Genomic DNA, 19048 nt, shown 5'->3' on the forward strand with positions numbered 1-19048 from the left:
TGAAGTCAATTGCGTTGAGTTCTCACTATAAGCGTAAATTTGAATGTTCAATAAAACAGGTAAAACTTAACTTATGTACACGCTTTATAGTGTGATGGGTTTGTTTGAAAATAGCTTGGCATTGGTAAGACCAATTAACCTTTATTGTCTTGCGCTTCAAAGAACTCACATTTTAGGTGTGAATAACATCACGCTTTCACAATATCGGCTTCACAGCCTAAAGGCGTTGTATGGTACAAAGCGAGACTTTAGTGAATCATTATTTAAGCACATGGTTTAAGCGATTATTACGGCCAAATTATTAGAATAATGATTCATGTGATCCGCGCAATCGCGCCGCAGGAGATACACATGCTATTCATTCGAGTTTGTTTATCCAAAGTTGGAGTCATGCTATGAAAAGCCCTAATTCATCACCAGGAGTGCCAACGGTGGCAAACAGCGCACATGATGCGCCGCAGTCTTCTACTCCTGCAAGTTGTTACAACCAAGCAGAAATTTACGCTAAAAGCAAAGTGACGAAAGCACCGATACAATCCTTTGGTTTAGCGATATTTGCAGGTGCATTTATTGCCTTAGCTTTTGTATTTTACCTAACGGTGACCACTGGATCTGGTGATGCACCTTGGGGTTTAGTGCGTCTTGTGGGGGGAATCGCTTTTAGTTTAGGCTTAATCTTAGTGGTTGTTTGCGGTGGAGAATTGTTCACCAGTTCTGTACTTAGTACTGTTGCTTGGGCACAAAAACAAGTGACTGGGACTGAATTACTTAAATGTTGGTGTCGTGTCTATGCCGGTAATTTTATCGGCGCCATGTTAATGGTGGGTTTAATCACCGCTGCGGGTATGTATGAGCTCGATGGTGGCAATTGGGGATTAAATGCGCTTAAAGTGGCGCAACATAAATTACATCACTCATGGATCCAAGCATTTAGCCTGGGTATCTTATGCAATATGTTAGTTTGTTTTGGTGTGTGGATGACATTCGCGAGCCGTGACATGTTGGCTAAATCGTTACTGTTAATTTTACCTGTAGCTATGTTTGTCAGCAGTGGTTTTGAACACAGTATCGCGAACATGTTTATGGTACCCATGGGGATGATGATTCAAGCTATCGCCAGCCCTGAGTTTTTTGCATCCTTAGGTGTCACTCAAGAGCAGTTTGCTGATTTAACTGTGGCTAACTTTGTATTCAATAATCTGATACCTGTTACGCTCGGGAATATTGTTGGTGGCGGTGTGGTTGTAGGCTTAGGTTATTGGTGGATAGAGCAATGTAAAACAACCTTAGCTGAGCCGCATAAAGCTCACTATGACAAGGTATCAGCATCTTATACTCAGGATGAAATACCTCAGCATTCGACTGAGCGTAAATTAACTAAGCATTCGTAGTTTTTTAAGCCACTCGGTAGAGTAATAATAAATGCCCAGCATAAAGTTGGGCATTTTAATTTTTTTAGCAAATTGATGTTTTATACCAGTGCAGTGTAAAAAGTGATAATGGTTAATGTTGTCGATAAATGGATATTGTATAAGCATAAAGCGATCGAGTTGAGTGGTGTTTTAGAATGATGCTAAATCTATTTTTCATAGGAAATATTGAATACTTTTTAATAAAAAACGGCATCTTAGAATGCCGTTTTTCGTGTTCGTTTAAGTTACAAACGTAGATTAAAATTTAAAGCTTGCTGTGGTGTGGAAGAATCTGCCTACATTGTCGTATACCGCAGCTCCTGCGCTTGTACCGGTTGTTCCGTAGGGTAAATCACGGTCGAATAGGTTATCGACACCTAATTTGAGCGTCACACCTGAGTCAAAAGCATAGGCAATAGAGATATCACTGATGAAATAGTCATCATATTCTAAATTACTGCTTGGGTTAGCATTAAGAGCCAGTTCTTTATCCGTGTAGAGACTTACACCTTCAATAAAACGGGTTCTCCAGTTAGCGCTCCATTGCTCAATGGCATAATTCAATGACCAGTTAGCTTGCCACTTTGCGTAACCTAATGTTCCCGCTAATTCTTCAAAGTCATCAGGATCATCTTGAAAAGAATAGTTTTTACGCTTGAGTAAACGGGTGGCAATTAAGTTGGTCCGAAAATCACCTTTTAATGCCTCAAAGTGATAACCGACATCAAAGTCAATGCCTGCGGCTTCTAAAGCGGCGATATTGAGCGATGACAGCTTGATGGAGGATATTTCATGAGTCGTTGGATTGCGTATGAGTAATGCGCAGTACTCGTTATTAATGCCTGAGGTTGAATCAACACAGCGGTCGATAATATTTTGTGCACTGACCGAGGAGATAGCGTTATCAATAGCGATATCCCAGTAGTCAGTCGTGATAGATAAGCCATCAATTAAACTAGGCTGATAAGCAAATCCGATAGTGTAACTGTTTGATTCCTCTGGATCTAAATCGCGATTACCGCTACCCACACCTTCAATTCTTAGTGAGTCGTAATCAGAGTTAAAATCTGCTGGGATACCTAATGCTGCACAGTTGGCTTTACGAACGCCTGGATTATTTAAGTCGTTTAAGTATTGGGTTTTGCATGAATCATTAACTTTGATAAAATTTTGACTCGTGGCGCCATATAACTCACTGATATTCGGTGCTCTAATGGCTTCTGAGTAAGTTGAACGGACACGCAGTTCATCATTGACTTGCCAGTTTAGACCGGTTTTCCAAGTGGTTGCGTTACCGATAGTGCTGTAATCTGCAAAGCGGACTGCAAACTCTATATCAAGTTGACGGATCATCGGTAAATCAGTTAGTAAGGGCAGGCTCATTTCTACGAAGAATTCTTTGACATCAAAAGCCCCTTTATCTTCACCTAGAACATTAAAGAAGGTCCCTTGTGCATTTGTAGGTTCAAAAATTTCACTTTCTTCTTTACGATATTCTACTCCCGTTGAAAACCCCACGGCTCCTGCAGGCAGTTCAAATAGAGCTGAGTTTGTTACAGAGCCGCCAAAAACCGTTTGTTTAATAACTGAGTTTCCTGTTGAAGTGGTGTTAACGTAATCAATCGCCGCTTGGCTTGGTTTGCCAAAACCAAAAATATCTAAGGCAACACAACCTGCCGCTCTGGCATTTTCATCACGGCATACCGCATTACCATCGACAGTGATTGAGTCTAATGCATGTTGGTAGTTGGCGAGTACGAGGTTATTTTTATTGACTCGTTCCAAATCCGTTTGACCATAAATGCCATAAACATCGTAATCCCAGTCCTCAAAAACTAAGCCTTCAAGGCCCATTACATAGCGCTGGGTTTCACGGGTATCGTCTTCTATTCGTTGGCCGAGGTCTGTCATAAAACGATGGATATTAAGAGTATCGAGTGGTGCAGGATTACCTTTGGCATCTTTATTGGCTTTCATTAATGCGATGAGTTCTGGGCTAATGAAGGCATTATCGATTTTGATATCGTTATTTTTGAGAGGATCGCTCACTTTGCCAAAGAAAAGTGCAGGCTGCCTTTCATTGGTCGATTGACTATTGACATATTTCGCTTCGAAATAGGCGTTTATCGTGTCGTTGAATTGGTAATCTGATTTGAAGTTAATGTTATAACGTTTAAATTCCGGTTGTAGCTCAACAAATTGATTAATATTCAGATAATCACAGTCGACACAGTTAATACCGTCAACGTTAGGACCAGAATACACATCACGTAATGAACCATCGGCATTAAAGGTTTTCCAACCATCTAAAAAGAATGTTCCCGCATTACTAATGACAAAAGGGCCACTATTAGGTGTGTAATATTTATCAGGATCCGATGGGTGGTTAGAATCGATTGGCTTGCCATCGGGCCCTATTGGACGATGGGTATTTTTAAAGCTCGTAAATGACGTTAAGGTTTGATCTCGATCAAATGCTTCTAATTGATTTTGAGCACTGTATTCAACCGCAAAAGCAGCATTACCGCGTTCTTGGTCAAAATGGGTCCCGTAAGATAATGATAAGCGATCTTTAGCATGTGGATTATCGTCAGCCCAACCTTTAGTGGCAGACACATCGAGTCCTTCAATGTCCTTTTTTAGAATAAAATTGACGACACCAGTTACGGCGTCTGCACCATAAATCGCCGATGCGCCACCAGTAATGACTTCAACCTTATCAACCCAAACACTGGGTATGGTATTGATATCAACAGAAGCGGTTCCAGCAGAGCTGGCAACATGACGTTTACCATTGACCAGTACCAGCGTTCTGTCGGTGCCCATACTTCTTAGGTCTAAAAGGTTTAATCCTGAAATACCAATAAAACGTCCAGAATTGGCTAAAGAAAACGTGCTACCCAGTGCAGGCAATTGATTTAACGCTTCACCAATATTGGTGACACCCGTTGATAGTAATTCATCGCCAGTGATAACCGTGACGGGTGTTGGCGCCATGGCTCCCTCTCTAATAATACGAGAACCCGTTACTTCGATACGTTCAAAATTCGTCTCATTTTCAGCAGCAAATACCGAAAAAGTTGATAAAGCGGCAGTTGCTGCGTTAGCCATTAATGCAAAGTGAGCTGCTTTTGCTAATGTAGGATTCATGTATGTTTTATTACCTTTATACTTACATCGTTTGATTTTTTAATGGCGTAAATACATATCCAAATTCGTGATTTGAATTAATTTGGAGCATATTTAAATTTTGGGTGGATATAACCATAACGGCATCATAAATGCAATATTGTAAACACAAGTCAATATGTTTGTTAAATGTAAATTAAAATGTTTTTTTGCTTTTAAAATTAGCCTTTAAAATTAGGTCATGCTTATTTAGTGGCGGTGGCAGTGCTAAACTAGCACTCTGCTTTTTTGTTTTTATTTTATTGCTGAATTTTGTTTTTTGTAACGTTTCTAGATTGTTCAAGGTCTATTTTTATTGCGTTTTTTAAATTATGTCGAGGTGAGTTTTTTATTGTATATCCAGGTTTTTTTAATAATTAAGGCTGTAGAGTAATGACTATTTTATTATTATGAACGTATGTTTAATGACATGTAGCAATGAATATAAATCACTAATTTTCATTGTTGCATCAAGCATGTCTATCAAGTGATAAATTATTGAATAGAATTAGTCCTATTTAAATTTAGTTATTTACTGCTTAATATTGCTGTTTTTTCCATCGTTTTAAATTGCAGCGGGAAGTAGTGTGCTAAATAGCGTAGTGCGACATAGACAACCACTAAGGTCGCGATCACCAGTTCGAATTCCGCTAAGTATTTTAACCATGCGGCTAACTCACCCATATTACTAAATTGCGCTAACCAGGTTATGGTTTTAAAAAGTGCCGTCGCTCCGATAACCATTGGGAAGGTAAATGCGGCGTAGCCAGGGCTAAAAGGTAATTTAAATAGATGAAAGAAAGCCAAGTAGATAACGCTAGTCATCAAAATAGCGACACTGAGCAGTAAGGCCACTAAAGGAATCGAGGGGTGTTCGCACACCGTCAGATAACCCGCCAGTGACAAACTCGCTGGGGCCGCCAGAATCGCAATAGTGGGTTTAGCCGCATCGGGTATCGCTTGACAGAAAATAAGCCGATAGAGCATTAAAGGCAGCATGACTAAGTAAGACAACATACCAAAAATTAAAATAGCATTTACTAGCCATTGGTAATCCGATACGGGAAAAGATACCGCCGCGACGATAATACCAATAGGGGGCACAAACCAACTGGGCACCATGTGTTCGAGTTTAAAATCAATGGCACGATAGTAGATAAATGCACCTAAGAAGATAAGGTGAATAGCGATGGCAGTAAGCCATAATGCTAAGCCTGTATTAGGAAAATAGTCGCCCAATGATTTAGATACCACCATCAACCCCATGGCGAAAGTAGGGATCACGCTACCAATCACTGGATGGCTGAGCTCTTCTTTTAAAATATTTGTATGCAGTACGAATTTACCCATGAGCAGTAACAGGAAAATGGAAGCAATGATTGCCCCTGTGACTTGACCTGCGCCATTAAGTGAAGGCGTCATGCTCTCCCAAGTCCAACCTAAGCTGGCAATAGCGAGTGCGAGTCCTGCAATAGGGCTGGGAAGTTTAGCGGCCTGTGATGTCCAGTGTTTGCGTCTTGAAGTCATTTTAAAACCCTCTCAATACCAACTGCTTAACATAGCTTCGATAGGAGCGCTGTTTTGATATAGTGATTATACGAAGGGTATCAATGGTAAGAAAATTTGATTTATATTATTCGTTGGTTAAATTTTATTTACTGATTAGGGTTGTCGTGCAGTTATGTACCCTAAATCGAGATGGTTAATTTAGGCATACCATTTAGCTTGATGTAGTACGGCTAACACTTCTTTAGGTGAGAGTTTACTTCACCTGCTCGTGGGATAGTGGCTGGGGTAACTGATTAATCTTATTCCGAGTTAAGGTTACTTAATCGAATAGCAACAATAATCTACCCAGCCGAAGCTGGGTAGATTAGGGCAATAAAGTATTGATTACTGGATATTTTCTTCGTCGCCAAATTGGCCTTGGAATAACACAGTTGATAAGTAACGTTCTGCAGCAGATGGTAGAATAACCACAATTGTTTTACCCGCAAACTCAGGTAATGCGGCAATCTTATTGGCAGCCACTACCGCAGCGCCAGATGAGATACCCGCTAAAATACCTTCTTCAACCATTAAACGACGTGTCATCTCAATGGCTTCATCGTTGGTGACGGCTTCAACACGGTCAATCAACTCTAAATCTAAGTTGCCAGGAATAAAGCCTGCACCAATACCTTGGATTTTATGTGGTCCAGGTTGAATAGGCTGGCCTGCCAATGTTTGCGCAATAACAGGTGAATCCGTTGGTTCAACGGCAACGGTAGTGATGGTTTTGCCCGCTACTCTTTTCAAGTAACGGCTTACACCCGTGATAGTGCCGCCAGTACCCACACCTGCAACAAACACATCTACTTCACCATCGGTATCATTCCAGATTTCTGGACCTGTGGTTTTTTCATGTATTTCTGGGTTTGCCGGGTTGTTAAATTGTTGTAGTACAATGTATTTTTCAGGAGCTGATTGACGAATTTCTTCAGCTTTATCAATTGCTCCTTTCATGCCTTTTGCGCCTTCTGTCAGCACAACATTCGCACCAAGTGCTTTGAGCAGCTTGCGGCGCTCTAAACTCATGGTATTTGGCATTGTTAGGGTTAATTTGTAACCACGAGCTGCAGCAACATAGGCCAGCGCAATACCCGTGTTACCCGATGTAGGTTCGATCAGTTCATGATCTTTAGTGAGCAGGCCTTTTTTCTCGGCATCCCAAATCATATTCGCACCGATACGGCATTTCACACTGAAACTTGGGTTGCGTGCTTCGACTTTGGCCAGTACGTTACCTTGACTAACACGGTTTAAACGTACTAACGGAGTATTACCAATAGTATATGAATTATCTTCGAAAATTTTGCTCATGGATTGCTTGCTCCTATGTTTTCACTATTGAATCATAATCGGCTGTAGTATTTTTAGAAGTGATTGTTTGTTCTTCGTTATGCTATTTAGTTATTAAAGCATGTGCTGTTATTCGCTAAGCCTGATTGGTAGCCTGTTTATACTGTGCCATTATTTTACCGATAACAAAGTATTGTTGCATTTTAAAGAGTAACAGACAGATGTACGCGTTAGTTTACTGAACATGGCTATTGGGGGAGATTAGTCGACAACAGTTCCAAGATAAGAATCTTCAATAATCGTGATAGACTTAGCACAAATAGCTAAAAAGTAACGATTATAGCAGCAAGCATAGGTTGCACATTATGGCAGCATATTAAGATCATGCCAGTGCCTACGAGTGATGCTATTGCTGCTCAACTTATAACAAGCACCCGTTTGGAGCATCTATGAAACAAGTCGTGATTTCGGGAAGTGGCTTATTTACGCCGCCCCACAGTATTTCAAATGCCGCCTTGGTTGAGAGTTTCAACGCCTACGTGGATATTTTTAATCTTGAAAATGCTGGCTCAATTGAGCAAGGCCATGTGGCAGCTTTATCTTATTCATCAAGTGAATTTATTGAGAAAGCCTCAGGCATTAAGCACCGCTATGTGATGGTGAAAGAAGGTATTCTCGATCCTGAGGTGATGATGCCCTTGATCCCAGAGCGCAGCAGCGACGAATTATCTATGCAGGCTGAAATTGGGGTTGAAGCGGCATTGATGGCGCTTAACAATGCCAATCTTAAGGCGGAGCAGATTGATTTAGTGATTGTTGCCTGCGCTTATACGCAGCGCGCCTATCCCGCAATGGCGATTGAAATTCAACGTGCGTTAGGCACTCGTGGTTACGGTTACGATATGCAGGTGGCTTGTTCATCGGCGACGTTTGCCATTGTTGCGGCGACGAATGCCATTGCCACGGGTTCAGCCTCAAGAGTATTAGTGATAAACCCTGAAATTTGCTCGGCGCAGGTGAATTATCGTGACCGTGATAGCCATTTCATTTTTGGAGATGTAGCAACAGCGTTAGTGTTAGAAGAGCAAAGTTTAGCGCAGTCGGACAATGTATTTAAAATCCTCTCAAGCCGCTGTTTTACGGATTACTCAAACAATATCCGCAGTAATTTTGGTTTCTTGAATCGTTGCGATCCCAGTGCTGCCCATCAAGCCGACAAACTGTTCCATCAACAAGGTCGCAAAGTGTTTAAAGAATTGCTGCCGATGATTTATCAGCATCTGGATGAGCATTTGGCAGAACAAGCATTAACGCCGCAGTCCTTTAAGCGTTTATGGTTGCATCAAGCTAATATCAATATGAATCAGTTTGTGGTGAAAAAACTGTTAGGGGACGATGTGTCACCAGAACAAGCGCCAGTGGTATTAGATGAATACGCCAATACTGCATCTGCGGGTTCTGTGATTGCGTTCCATAAATACTCTAGCGACTTTAAAGCGGGTGATTTAGGTTTGTTGAGCTCGTTTGGTGCGGGATATTCTATCGGCAGCATTATTTTACAAAAGAGCTAATGCACCGAGCCGAGCGTAAACAGTTTTCACTTTATGTGTAGAAAGTATAAATAAAATGTGTAGAAATAAAAAAAGCCTCAATTGTTATATATAGTTATTCACTCACTTACATGCGAATAAACATAGTTTCTACTATATACTCCCATAGAGGCTTTTTTGTTATTTTATCCGTCACTTACTCTGGCGCAATGGCGGCGTTTCGATAGGTTTCGCGGTACTTATCCACCCACATGGCGGTCGCGCCACAAATGGCAACGGGCATCACAATAAAGTTCACAATAGGGATCATCGAAAATAATGTCACTGTGGCGCCAAAACTAAAGCTGGTACCACGGGTTTGATTCAACGCAAAGCGCATATCCTTAAAACTGACTTTATGGTTATCAAAGGGATAATCGCAGTACTGAATCGCCATCATCCAAGCGCTAAACAGGAACCATAAAATCGGTGCTAGCGTTTGTCCCACCATCGGTACTAAAAACAGCAACAAAAATACCAGTGCCCGGGGGATATAATATTTAAGCTTTATCCATTCTCGGCCCAAAATACGTGGCAAATCTTTGATTAAATCGATACCTGAGCCGGTGTTCAGTGGCTTACCGGTTAATAACTGCTCGACTTTCTCCGCTAATAAGCCGTTAAACGGGGCGGCGAGCCAGTTCATCACTGAGCTAAACACAAAGGCGAGCATTACCAGCATGGTGGTCACGGCGAGCGGCCAGAGTAAAAAATTTAACCAACTCAAATAGTCAGGGATTTGCGCATTCATCCAAGTGAATAGCGTATCTAGCTGGCCTATTGCTACATAAATGACGCCGGCAAATAGCAGTAGGTTAATCATTAACGGGATAAATACGAAAGTCCGTAAGCCCTTGCGTTTGATTAAACTAAAACCATCAAAAAAGTAGTTAACACCACTTTTAACGGGGAAGGGAGCGGTGGTTTTCTGTGTCATATTGTCTTTCCAAAAAGTTGAGATACAGATAACTGCGATTGTGAGCAACTCATCGTCAGATAACAAGCTAAAAACCGCATGAATTCAATAAAAAGCGTTACAAAATGCCGCTCGCTTTGTTAAAGTTAGCCACAGAATGCATTTGCACCACTTAGGCCATTTTTAGGCCAAACTTCAGAGACGTAATCACTGGCACCATGAGATTAAAACAGATAAAACTTGCCGGCTTTAAGTCATTTGTTGATAGCACAAAAATTCCTTTTTTGCAGGCATTAACCGCTATTATTGGCCCAAATGGCTGTGGTAAATCGAACGTAATTGATGCCGTGCGCTGGGTACTGGGCGAAAGCTCGGCTAAAAATCTACGTGGCGATTCGATGAGCGATGTGATTTTTAACGGTTCAAGCGCACGCAAACCTGTCTCTATGGCGGGTGTTGAACTCATTTTTGAAAACAAAGACGGTCGCCTCGCGGGTCAATATGCCAGTTATGAAGAAATTGCCGTTAAACGCCAAGTCAGCCGCGATGGCGAGTCTTGGTATTTTCTCAATGGTCAAAAGTGTCGCCGTAAGGATATTACCGATTTATTTATGGGCACAGGCCTTGGCCCCCGTAGTTATGCGATTATTGAACAAGGCACGATTTCACGGCTGATTGAATCAAAACCGCAAGATTTACGTACTTTTATTGAGGAAGCCGCAGGGATTTCTCGGTACAAGGAGCGTCGCCGCGAAACTGAAAATCGTATCCGCCATACCCGTGAAAACCTCGAACGCTTGGGAGATATTCGCAGTGAGCTAGGTAAGCAGCTTGATAAGTTAGCGCAACAAGCCACGGCTGCTAAGCAATACCGCGAGTTGAAGCAGGCCGAGCGTAAGACCCATGCTGAACTTCTGGTGATGCGTTATCAAGAGCTGCAAACGCAAATGACGAGCTTATCTGAGCAGATAAGTAGCATCGAAGTACAGCAAGCTGCAGCGCAGTCATTAGCGCAAACCGATGAGCTGCAAACAACTGAGCTACAAGTACAGCTTGCGCAATTAGCTGAGCAAGAACAACGTGCGGTCGAAACCTATTATCTGACCGGCACCGACATCGCCAAGTTAGAACAACAATTACAAAATCAACAGCAGCGCGATGCTCAGCTTGAAACCCAATTAAGCCAAGTGAAAAACCAAATCCTACAAAATACTGACAAGCTCAACGGCTATAAAGCGAGTCTTAGTGGATTAGAGTTTGAGCTTGCTTCGCTTGGGCCGCAGCATGATGAGCAGCAAGAAATCATCGATGAGCTGCAATCCCAATGGGACATGAGTCTAGAGCATAGCCAGCAACAAACTGAAGTTGCGCGTCAACAGGCGGTTGAGGTTGCACAAAATAAGTTGCAGCTTGAGCTGCGCCGCAGTCAGTTAGCGCATCAGCAGCAATTATTACAGCAAAAACAGCAGCAAAGCAGTGAACAACGAATACAACTCACGGCCTTGCTGGATAGTGATTTGCCATCGAACATTGCACTACTTGAGCAGGAGATTGACGGTCTTCACAATGCGCTTGCACTGCAAATTGAGGCTAACCAGCAACAAGAAGCTTTGGTAAGTGCAAATACGCAAGCCTTAGATGAAGCCCGCCACGGCGCCGAACAAATTCAGCAGCAATTAACCGCGACTAAAGCACGCCATGAATTGGTTGAACAGTGGTTAGCAAAGCAGGAGCAACAAAGCGATAAGCCGCAGTTATGGCAAAGTTTAACCGTTGAAAATGGTTGGGAAACTGCCGCCGAACTGGCCTTGAATGGATTGTTGACCTTGCCTGTAGGCGTAGCTGAAACCGAAATAGGTTTTCAGGCGTTGGGGTTGCAATCAACCAAGAGTAAGTTTTTGCAGGCTAAGGTCAATCTCGCGCCTTGGTTAACCGGTCTTAAGTGGGTAACAGATATCCATGCGGCTAAGCAACTGCTACCCAAGCTAAAAGATGATGAACGGATTGTCACTGCCGATGGTTATCTACTGGGGCAAGGCTTTTTAATCAGTAAGATAGAGGGCGGCCAGTCACTGGTGCAGCTCAGTAAAGAGCAAACTCAGTTAGCGCAAAATATCCTCGATTTACAACAAGATTTGCATAAGCAGCAAGCTGTGATGACAGAACTTGCGGCAATGTTGCAGCAGAAAAAACAACAATTGACCGACGGCGCGCAAAAACGTCATCAATTACAGTTAGACAAAGCCACTAAGTCGATGCAGCTCAGCAGCTTAACTGAGCAATCAACCGCGCGAGCGGAACAGTTAAGCAAACTTGAGGTTATGTTAAGCCGTAGCGTGGCAGAAGTTGAGGGTTTGTCTGCACATTTAGAACTATTAACCGAACAAGAGGTCGAACTCGATGAGGCCCTGCAGACGAGTATCGATATTCAGCAACAGCTCAGCCAAGACTCACAAGCCGATAGTGCGCGCCATCAAACATTAAAAACACGCATGACTGAGGTTGAGCGTCAGCTATCGACGCTAGCCGTAAGTCTGCAAACCGTAACTATGCGCATTGCGGTGAGTACGGAACAAATTGAATTACAGCAAGTTCGCGTTAATGAATTGATTCATTCTCGTGAAACACTATTAGCCGAACTGGCTCAAATTGCTCAGTTGAACGGTGTGCAAAATAGTGTGCAACTGACGGAGCAATTAGCACAGTTACTCAAACAACAGCATCAACAGCAACAGGGATTAAAAGACGTCAGACAACAACAAAGTTCTCTTACTGATGCATTAAATAGTATAGGAATAAAGCAAAAACAAGAACTTGGTAAGCTTGAGGGCTTGACTCAAAAGCTCAGCACGTTAAAGTTACGTCGTGAAGGCATAAAAGGTCAGGCCAATAGCCAGCTTGAAGCTTTGCAAGAACAGCAAATTGTATTGTCTGAAATTATTGAAAACCTGCTGGGTGAGGCTAACCCAGACCTGTGGCAGCGTGATTTAGATCAAATTAGGCAAAAAATTATTCACTTAGGTGCCATTAACCTTGCGGCGATCGAAGAATTTGAACAGCAAAGTGAGCGAAAATCCTATCTTGATCATCAAGATGACGATTTAAATAAAGGGCTTGCTACGCTAGAGGAAGCGATTCGTAAGATAGACAAAGAAACCCGAAGCCGTTTTAAGACGACATTCGATTCAGTCAACGAAGATCTCGGACGCTTGTTCCCGAAAGTATTTGGTGGTGGTCGGGCATATTTAGCCTTAACCGATGATGATTTACTGGAAACCGGCGTCACCATTATGGCGCAGCCACCGGGTAAGAAGAACAGTACAATCCATCTTCTTTCGGGTGGAGAAAAAGCATTAACCGCTTTATCATTGGTATTTGCTATTTTTAGGCTGAATCCTGCTCCCTTCTGTATGTTAGATGAAGTGGATGCGCCTTTAGACGATGCCAACGTGGAACGTTTCTGTCGATTACTGAAAGAAATGTCACAAAGCGTACAATTTATATATATCAGCCATAACAAAATAACCATGGAGATGGCTGATCAACTCATAGGCGTGACTATGCACGAGCCAGGTGTATCTCGTATAGTCGCGGTAGACATAGAGCAAGCGGTGGCAATGGCTGACGCTGGATAACTAGAAGAAAAACAGGGTAACCAATGGAAGATTTGCAACTGGTATTATTCGTTTTAGGCGCCATCGCCATAGTTGCTGTGCTGGTGCATGGATTTTGGTCTATCAGGAAACAACAGCCTAAATCATTGAAAGATAGCCCCATGGGCAATTTTTATAAAAAGCAGTCAGAATCAGGTGAACCACAGCCTAAGCGAATCGATTCTGAAGGATTTGATGCCGATGGGATAGGCTCAGTGCGAGTTCGCAAGGCGGGTGAGTTATCGCCTAATAATGAGGTTCCCGCAGCGAACCCCTATTTAAAACAGGATGTAAAGCTAGAGCCTAAGCCTGAATTTAAATCGCCAGAAGTAAAATTTGCAGAGCTTAAACCTGCAGGATTTAAAGCAGAATTAACAACGCAAGCGATACACGAGCCTATGCAAGCTCAGAGCGATTTTAGCTTGCAGTCTCCGGTGGCAAAAGAACAGCACCGTGGTCCAAAAGTGTCGCGCCAAGAGCCCGTTGTTAACACGCAAGCGCCGTTAATGGGTCAATCCCATGCAGCCATTGTGGCGCAAAAGGCGGCAGAACAAGAATATGCCAAGCACACCGCTCCGCAGCAAACGGCTCTATTTGATGAGTCCGATGATATAGATACGATTCAAGAACCTACTGTTCAAGAAACTGTTGTTCAAAAACCTGCGGCAGTTAAGCCGGTTGCTGAAGAGAGTTTAGGCGAGCCACGTGACGTATTAGTTTTGCATGTTGTTGCAAAAGATGGCCTACAACTAAACGGCGCTGAACTACTACCATGTTTCTTAACCTTAAATTTTAAATATGGCGATATGAATATTTTCCACCGCCATGTGGATAACGCAGGTAACGGTGAAGTATTATTCTCGATCGCGAACATGTTAAAGCCGGGCGTATTTGATCCCGATAACATGGAGCAGTTTACGACTCAAGGTGTGGTGTTTTTTATGACCTTACCTTGTTATGGTGACGCTTTAATGAATTTTTCTATTATGCTTAATTCTGCCCGTCAACTTGCAGATGATATCGATGCGGTTGTGCTGGACGGCCAGCGTTTACCTTGGGGCGAGTTTACAAAGCAAGACTACTTACACCGTATTCGCGCTAACGCCTAAAACGACATTAATGTATAAATGAGGCCGCAATCGCGGCCTCATTTGTTGCAGTCTACTTTTGTGATTTAAAAATCTGGATAAACCTATGCAAGACATTCAACTCGATAAACTCCTTTCTGACACAGTAACCGCTGAAAATGCGCCGCAGGTGATGCAGGCCCTTAGCCAATCACTGAACGAGCACAATATTCGTTACTATGTGGATGATGCCCCAAGCATCACAGATTCTGAGTACGATAGGTTGATGCAGCGTTTACTGGAATTAGAGGCGCTATATCCGCATTTGATTTCTGCTGATTCACCGACTCAAAGAGTGGGCGGGATGGCGCTGGCAAAGTTTGCTCAGATAACCCATCTCAAACCTATGTTGAGCTTAGATAACGCTTTCGACGAAGCCGATTTCAGTGCATTCCATAAACGTGTTACTGATAAAGTCGGTGATGTGAGTTTTTGCTGTGAGCCAAAATTGGATGGTCTTGCCGTGAGTATCTTGTACCGCAATGGGGTGCTTGAGCGAGCGGCGACCCGCGGCGATGGTAGCGTCGGTGAAGATATTACCGAAAATGTGAAAACCATCAAATCGATACCGCTTAAATTGCGTGGTCAAGATTATCCTGAACTGGTTGAAGTGCGCGGCGAGGCTTTTATGCCTAAAGCAGCCTTTGAGGCACTCAACGAGAGGGCGCGGGCTAAAAATGAGAAGCTGTTTGTTAACCCGCGCAATGCGGCCGCAGGAAGCTTACGTCAGCTTGATAGTAAAATTACCGCGGCGCGCTCTTTGGCTTTTTATGCTTACGCCTTGGGCGTCGTTGAGCCAAGTTCTCATCGACTAGGTAAAACCCATTTCGAGCAATTACAGCAGCTTAAATCTTGGGGCTTACCGGTAAGTAGTGAAGTAAAGGTTTGCGCTAAGTTAAGCCAAGTTTATGACTACTATAAAGATATTTTAACTCGCCGCAGTGATTTAGCCTTTGAAATCGACGGTGTGGTGATGAAGGTTAATGATATTGCCCAGCAGCAAACGTTAGGGTTTGTGGCAAAATCTCCACGTTGGGCAATAGCTTACAAATTCCCAGCGCAAGAAGAAATGACCGTACTTGAAGGGGTTGATTTTCAAGTGGGGCGTACGGGCGCTGTTACGCCAGTCGCACGTTTAAAGCCGGTGTTTGTGGGTGGCGTAACTGTATCAAACGCCACATTACACAATGCCGATGAAATTGCTCGTTTAGGTATTAAAGTCGGCGATACCGTCATTATTCGCCGCGCCGGTGATGTGATCCCGCAAATTGTTGCCATAGTGCCTGAAAGACGTCCTGAAACGGCGACTGACATTGTATTTCCGCATAATTGCCCTGTGTGTGGCAGTTTAGTCGAGCGTCTTGAAGGTGAGGCGGTGGCTCGCTGTAGCGGTGGATTATTCTGCGAGGCGCAGCGTAAAGAAGCGATCAAGCATTTTGCTTCGCGTAAGGCACTCGATATTGATGGCATGGGCGATAAGGTTGTCGAGCAACTGATTGATAAAGAGTTAGTTCAAAGTCCGGCCGATCTGTTTAAGCTCAACGCCTCTATGATGACGATGCTTGACCGCATGGGCATGAAATCGGCAACCAATTTAGCCGCTGCAATTGAAGCGGCCAAAACGACCACGCTCGCGCGTTTTTTGTATGCTTTAGGTATTCGCGAAGTTGGCGAAGCAACGGCGGCAAACCTTGCCGCGCATTTTGCCAGTTTAGAGGCTTTGCGTGCTGCCACCGTTGAGCAGTTAACTGCAGTAGAAGACGTTGGTACTGTTGTCGCCCAACATGTGGCCCACTTTTTTGCCCAGCCCCATAATCTTGAAGTTATCGATGCCTTAATTGCAGCTGGAGTGCATTGGCCCGCGATTGAAGCGCCAAGTTTAGATGCGCAGCCGCTTAAAGGTCAAACATGGGTGTTAACGGGTACCTTAAATCAGCTCAATCGTAATGACGCTAAAGCCCAACTGCAGGCACTGGGGGCGAAAGTCGCTGGCAGTGTGTCAAAAAATACCGATTGCTTAGTGGCGGGTGAGGCTGCAGGTTCAAAGCTTGCTAAAGCACAAGAGCTCGGGGTGAAAGTGATTGATGAAGAGGGTCTTTTAGCACTCTTAGCCGCTAATGCTTGATGGTTGTGAGCGGAAAGGTCGTTTGGCTGAGCATTTTTATGGGTTAAACTTTATTAATTGTTAGGTATTAAAATAGTGCTTTGTTTTAAGGCGCTATTTTCAAAGAACTCTTTTTAACAAACTTTTCATAAAGAACTATTTTTAGCCGTTTGAAATGTATAAAAATACGGCCAATATTATGGCGTACACGATTGAATTTGCTGCGGTTGCCACCATCATGATTAACATATATATGCTGTTTTTTGCTCATTGGAAATCAATTTGAATTTTAGTCACATCACTTGGCTCGATGACAAAGGGCATATTAAACCGCCGATATTTCTCTATATTCTATTGGCTTACCTTGCTCGCGGTTGGTGCATTTTTATTGCATCGCTGACTCAAATGAGTGACCGCTCTGGGTTGGTAAGGATTTTTTATCCCGAAAAATCAGATTTTTTACTGGCACTGGCAGCAGGGCTGGGCGCCGTATTGATTTATCTGGTGGTGATTGCTGAGCGTCGCCGTTCGCCCCATTGGTTAATACCAGTTTTTGTGCATTTGAAGTGGGGATTGTGGTTATTATTAGTGCTTGATGCTGTCTTGCTCGGACAAAGATTACTTCACAGTCAGTTTTTGTTTCATTGGAGCTTAGCTTTAGATGCTTTGATGCTGTTCTGGTCCAGCATATACCTACTCAAATCGAAACGACTGAGTTATTACCTTAATGATTGGACTAAAGAAGATAAAACCAAACTTTAATAGTAATCCACTAAGTTGTTGTTATTATTGCCTTTAGTCATTTTTACGTTAGGCGTTATATATCTTACCCTCTATTCAATCTACATTATGCCTTTATTTGGCGGTTCAATTTTTTTAAATAATCTATAGTTATATGTACTTAGCTTAAATGTGCAGGCTCGATTAATTGATGATGTCATCAGTTACTCGATAACATCACATTTGGAAGGAGTCATATTGCGTGGCAAAAGTACCTCAAAAAAAGTTATTACTATCAGAACTTCAGCTTGGCATGACAGTCAAGTTGCCTTTGTCGTGGACTAATCATCCCTTTTTATTTAACCGTGTAGAGGTCAATAGTGACGCTCAAATCGAGATGATCCGTGGGCTAGGGGTTACTTACGTTTTTTTATTGTCTGAATCGAATACCAAACCGAATATTGCTAAAGCTGATACCGAAGATGAGATAGACATCGAACCTGAGCGGGATCTCAAGGCTGATACTCGTAAGGCGATACGCTTAAGTCAGAAGCGTTTTTTAATGAGTGTGAATAATTGCCGAGATGTTTACGGTAAAGTCGTCAGCGATCCCGAAGGGGCTTATCGATTATCGGCCGTACTAGCACAAGACCTATTAAGTCATTTACAAGAAGTCGACACACCTTTTCTTACCTTAGTGGGGATGGATGAGAAAGAGGTGAGCGTGACCCAGCACGGGGTTTCAGTGGCAGTATTGGCGATGATGATAGGTCATGCCCTTGATTTAGCCCCCAAAGAATTAGGTGATATTGCCCTCGGTAGCTTATTTCACGATATTGGTAAACTCAAAATTCCAGAGGCTATCCGCCGCAAGCATGGCGCTTTAACACCACAAGAAATCAATTTCATACAAATGCACCCTAATTTCGGCTTTGATATGCTTAATCGTTGCGGACTATTTCCTAAGGAAGTGCTTAATATCGTATTACATCACCATGAGTTTGTAGATGGCTCGGGTTTTCCTGATGGTTTAACAGGCAATAAGATCCCGATCACCACTCAAATTGTGAGCTTAGCGAATGATTACGATCAGCAGCTTAGTGGTCAACAGATAATGTCTCCCCAAATTGCTTTAGGTTTTCTGTTTAAAAATCATGCCAGTAAACATGCAGAATCCTTAATTTCAGTATTAGTTAAAATACTAGGCATTTATCCACCAGGCACCATAGTCAAATTGTCTGATGGTTGTATTGCAAAAGTGATTATGACGACAAAAGAGGTCAGTCAACCGCAAGTGTGGGCTTGCAAAGAAGATGGAAGTGATGCCACGCTGCGTTTTTTGATCCACGAAGGTGTAACCATTCAACAGGCAATTAAAGCAGAAGAGCTAACCGAAGGAGCTATTCGGAGCTTGCAAGTCGATAAAGGCATTAGTTTTTATTTTAGTTCGCTTCAAACTTGAACCTTATGCACTAAATTCCGTATTCTATTCTTTGATTTTTGGCTTTCATAGGATGA

Annotated in this window: 11 protein-coding genes; 7 read left to right on the forward strand and 4 right to left on the reverse strand. The window is 42.8% G+C overall.

Annotation, left to right across the window (positions count from 1 at the left end):
* The first annotated feature begins 395 nt into the window (after positions 1–395).
* Positions 396–1391 carry a formate transporter FocA gene (gene focA / locus L2717_RS12390; protein ID WP_220774936.1) on the forward strand — a complete coding sequence of 332 codons (996 nt, stop codon included), beginning with the start codon at positions 396–398 and terminating at the stop codon, positions 1389–1391.
* Between the two features lie 279 nt (positions 1392–1670).
* Here the strand turns inward: focA and L2717_RS12395 are convergent, their stop codons facing one another.
* The 3 genes from L2717_RS12395 to cysK form a co-directional block, all read right to left on the reverse strand.
* A complete protein-coding gene (locus L2717_RS12395; RefSeq protein ID WP_220774935.1) occupies positions 1671–4562 on the reverse strand; it encodes a TonB-dependent receptor domain-containing protein in 2892 nt (963 codons plus the stop codon).
* Between the two features lie 546 nt (positions 4563–5108).
* A complete protein-coding gene (locus tag L2717_RS12400) occupies positions 5109–6107 on the reverse strand; it encodes a TDT family transporter (protein ID WP_248938064.1) in 999 nt (332 codons plus the stop codon).
* Positions 6108–6473: 366 nt separating this feature from the next.
* Positions 6474–7442, reverse strand: a complete 969-nt coding sequence (gene cysK, locus L2717_RS12405) for a cysteine synthase A (protein ID WP_220774300.1) — start codon at positions 7440–7442, stop codon at positions 6474–6476.
* A 428-nt stretch (positions 7443–7870) separates the two neighbouring features.
* Between cysK and L2717_RS12410 the strand changes: the two genes are divergently transcribed.
* On the forward strand, positions 7871–8992 hold the full coding sequence (locus L2717_RS12410) for a beta-ketoacyl-ACP synthase III (protein ID WP_076500006.1): 1122 nt from the start codon (positions 7871–7873) through the stop codon (positions 8990–8992).
* A 175-nt stretch (positions 8993–9167) separates the two neighbouring features.
* Here L2717_RS12410 and cysZ read toward each other — a convergent pair whose 3' ends face one another.
* Positions 9168–9947 (reverse strand): sulfate transporter CysZ, encoded by a 780-nt coding sequence (gene cysZ / locus L2717_RS12415; RefSeq protein WP_107883196.1) that lies wholly within the window; start codon positions 9945–9947, stop codon positions 9168–9170.
* Positions 9948–10144: 197 nt separating this feature from the next.
* Here cysZ and L2717_RS12420 point away from each other — a divergent pair, with 197 nt between their 5' ends.
* The 5 genes from L2717_RS12420 to L2717_RS12440 all read left to right on the forward strand — a co-directional run bounded on the left by L2717_RS12420 (position 10145) and on the right by L2717_RS12440 (position 18992).
* Positions 10145–13561 carry a chromosome segregation protein SMC gene (locus L2717_RS12420; RefSeq protein ID WP_220774299.1) on the forward strand — a complete coding sequence of 1139 codons (3417 nt, stop codon included), beginning with the start codon at positions 10145–10147 and terminating at the stop codon, positions 13559–13561.
* 23 nt (positions 13562–13584) lie between these two features.
* Complete coding sequence (gene zipA, locus L2717_RS12425) at positions 13585–14688, forward strand: cell division protein ZipA (RefSeq protein WP_220774298.1); 1104 nt, start codon at positions 13585–13587, stop codon at positions 14686–14688.
* Positions 14689–14773: 85 nt separating this feature from the next.
* Entirely contained in the window at positions 14774–16831 is a 2058-nt protein-coding gene (gene ligA / locus L2717_RS12430; protein WP_220774297.1) for an NAD-dependent DNA ligase LigA, read from the forward strand.
* A gap of 261 nt (positions 16832–17092) precedes the next feature.
* Complete coding sequence (locus tag L2717_RS12435) at positions 17093–17572, forward strand: DUF2919 domain-containing protein (RefSeq protein WP_220774296.1); 480 nt, start codon at positions 17093–17095, stop codon at positions 17570–17572.
* A gap of 220 nt (positions 17573–17792) precedes the next feature.
* Positions 17793–18992 (forward strand): cyclic di-GMP phosphodiesterase, encoded by a 1200-nt coding sequence (locus L2717_RS12440; RefSeq protein WP_220775116.1) that lies wholly within the window; start codon positions 17793–17795, stop codon positions 18990–18992.
* The last annotated feature ends 56 nt before the right edge of the window (positions 18993–19048 follow it).

This window comes from Shewanella glacialipiscicola (assembly GCF_023283485.1).
GTDB classification, from domain to species: Bacteria; Pseudomonadota; Gammaproteobacteria; order Enterobacterales; family Shewanellaceae; genus Shewanella; species Shewanella glacialipiscicola.

Coding starts and splice junctions, on each gene's coding strand:
- focA (WP_220774936.1), top strand. CDS start 396: ATGAAAAGCCCTAATTCATCACCAGGAGTGCCAACGGTGGCAAACAGC.
- L2717_RS12395 (WP_220774935.1), bottom strand. CDS start 4,562: ATGAATCCTACATTAGCAAAAGCAGCTCACTTTGCATTAATGGCTAAC.
- L2717_RS12400 (WP_248938064.1), bottom strand. CDS start 6,107: ATGACTTCAAGACGCAAACACTGGACATCACAGGCCGCTAAACTTCCC.
- cysK (WP_220774300.1), bottom strand. CDS start 7,442: ATGAGCAAAATTTTCGAAGATAATTCATATACTATTGGTAATACTCCG.
- L2717_RS12410 (WP_076500006.1), top strand. CDS start 7,871: ATGAAACAAGTCGTGATTTCGGGAAGTGGCTTATTTACGCCGCCCCAC.
- cysZ (WP_107883196.1), bottom strand. CDS start 9,947: ATGACACAGAAAACCACCGCTCCCTTCCCCGTTAAAAGTGGTGTTAAC.
- L2717_RS12420 (WP_220774299.1), top strand. CDS start 10,145: ATGAGATTAAAACAGATAAAACTTGCCGGCTTTAAGTCATTTGTTGAT.
- zipA (WP_220774298.1), top strand. CDS start 13,585: ATGGAAGATTTGCAACTGGTATTATTCGTTTTAGGCGCCATCGCCATA.
- ligA (WP_220774297.1), top strand. CDS start 14,774: ATGCAAGACATTCAACTCGATAAACTCCTTTCTGACACAGTAACCGCT.